This window comes from Methylobacterium sp. CCH5-D2, from assembly GCF_001556475.1.
In the GTDB taxonomy this organism is placed as follows: Bacteria; Pseudomonadota; Alphaproteobacteria; order Rhizobiales; family Beijerinckiaceae; genus Methylobacterium; species Methylobacterium hispanicum.
Genome location: NZ_LSIX01000106.1, coordinates 1 through 2019 on the forward strand (window position 1 = coordinate 1; position 2019 = coordinate 2019).

Below are 2019 nucleotides of genomic sequence, written 5' to 3' on the forward strand. Positions count from 1 at the left end.
ATCCGGCTCTCGCTCCTTCGCGGAAACCCCTCACAGCACCGGCTCCAGAGCGCTCACGCGGGCGAAGGCCTCGGTCAGGGTACCGACGAGACCGGGCGTCGTGGCGAGTTCCGCCACCTCGTCGAGCCGTGCCCAGCGCACCCCGAGCGCCTCGGGCCCCGCCACCGGCTCGCCGCCCTGCCAGAGCGCCGCGTGCGGGTGCACGACGTAGTGATGGCGCGCGCGGCCCTCGGCGTCGCGATCGATGATCTCGGTCGGCGAGAGCACGCCGACGACCCGCGCTTCCAGCCCAACCTCCTCGCGCAGCTCGCGCAGCGCCGCCTCGGCCAGGGTCTCGCCGGCTTCCACGAGGCCGCCCGGCAGGGTCCAGACGCCGCGCATCGGCGCGTTGGCGCGGGCGGCGAGCAGCACCCGGTCGTCGCGGATCACCGCGATCGAGGCGCCGACGAAGGGGCGTGCCGGAAACAGGCGGCTCTCGGACTCGCTCACGGCTTCGCGCCCTCCGGTGCCACCACGGCGACGCGCCCGTCGGCGAGGCCGACGAGGATCCGCGCGCCCGTCCCGCGCCCCAGCACCGCGACGCCGTGCTCGGCCGCGGCCGGCAGCGCCGCCCGCAACCGCTCGGAGACGCCGCCCTTCACCGACACCAATGCGAGGGCCTGCCCGCCGGCGACCGGCAGCGCGAGGTCGGCATTCCCGGTTCCATCCGGTTCGACCGGCGCGGCGAGATCGGCGTCGGGCGCGCCCGCGCCGTAGCCCTCGGCCTCGGCCGCGAGCGTCACGGCGTCCGCTCCGAGCGTCCAGAGCTGGAGCACGCCGTCGCCCCGCAGGGTCGCCGCCTGCGGCGTGCCGGAGCGCGTGAAATCCGCCAGTGCGGCGATCCGCGTCGGCGCCGTCGGCTGGACCGGCGCGCGCGCCAGGACGCTCCAGTCGGCGCTCCCTGCCCGATGGCCGATCAGCGCGAGGCCGGACCCCGAGGTCCCGTCGAGGGTGGCCGCGAGGAAGGCGGGCCGGCCGGCGAGACGCAGGGCGCGCGGACGCGCGGACGCGAAGACGGAATCCGCTCCGGCCGAGACCGTCACGGTCTTGACCGGCACCGTCTTCGGCTCGGCGGTCACGCCCAGGGGCTGGCGCTCGCGGATGGTGAGGCCGGCCGCACCCGGGACGCCGGCGGCGCGGGTTGGACCGGTCAGGTAGGCCGAGAGCCCGCCGGAGACGGCTCGGCGCGAGCCCGGCAGAGCCCCGCGCGGCGTCTCGGCGGCAGCCAGGCCCTCGATCGCCTCGGCGCCGAGCAGGGTGGTGCGGACCGCGCCGTCCGCGAGCCCGAGCGCGGCGCCGCCGCCCTCGCCCCAGACCACGACGATGGGCGCGCTGTCCTCCTCGCCGGTCTCGAGGGCCGGGACGGCCGCGCGGGGCTTGGCCAGCGGCAGCAGGCCCGAGGTCGCGACCGCGACCGCGACCTCGCTCGCGGGGCCGCGCATCGCGGTGACCCGGAAGGGCAGGTCGAGCACCGTGACGGCGGGCTGGGCCACGGCCGGGGCCGCGATCGCCGCGACGAGCAGCCCCAGCACCGGACCGGCCCCGAACGGGCCGTCAGACATGCTGGCCGCCGTTGATGTGCAGCTCGGCGCCGTTCACGTAGGAGGAGGCCTCGGTGCACAGGAAGTAGATCGCCTTGGCGACCTCGTCCGGGGTGCCGAGCCGGCGCTGCGGGATCTGCTCGACGAGCTTCTCGGTGCCCGGCGAGAGGATCGAGGTGTCGATCTCGCCGGGCGAGATCGCGTTCACCCGCACGCCGAGGGGGCCGAAATCGGCCGCCATCTCGCGGGTCAGCCCCGCGAGCGCCGCCTTCGAGGTGCCGTAGGCCGCACCCGCGAAGGGGTGGACGCGCGAGCCCGCGATCGAGGTGACGTTGACGATCGAGCCGCGGGCGCGGGCGAGCTCGTCGCACAGGCCCCGCGCCAGCAGGATCGGCGCGAAGAAGTTGACCTGGAACACCCGCTGCCAGTCGGCCCAGCC

At 76.5% G+C, this 2019-nt stretch carries 3 protein-coding genes; all 3 read right to left on the reverse strand.

Annotation, left to right across the window (positions count from 1 at the left end; all coding sequences use genetic code 11):
- Positions 1-30: 30 nt before the first annotated feature.
- Positions 31-489: an NUDIX hydrolase gene (locus AX737_RS02205; RefSeq protein WP_066918658.1), complete on the reverse strand. Its 459-nt coding sequence runs from the start codon at positions 487-489 to the stop codon at positions 31-33.
- The gene (locus tag AX737_RS02210) at positions 486-1601 is read right to left on the reverse strand and encodes a hypothetical protein (protein ID WP_066918660.1); all 1116 of its coding nucleotides are present in this window, start codon (positions 1599-1601) and stop codon (positions 486-488) included. Before AX737_RS02210 ends, AX737_RS02205 begins: the two co-directional genes overlap by 4 nt.
- Positions 1594-2019 (reverse strand): SDR family oxidoreductase (locus tag AX737_RS02215; RefSeq protein ID WP_156453488.1); only part of this gene is annotated, 426 nt, incomplete at its 5' end. The genes AX737_RS02215 and AX737_RS02210, both read right to left, overlap by 8 nt.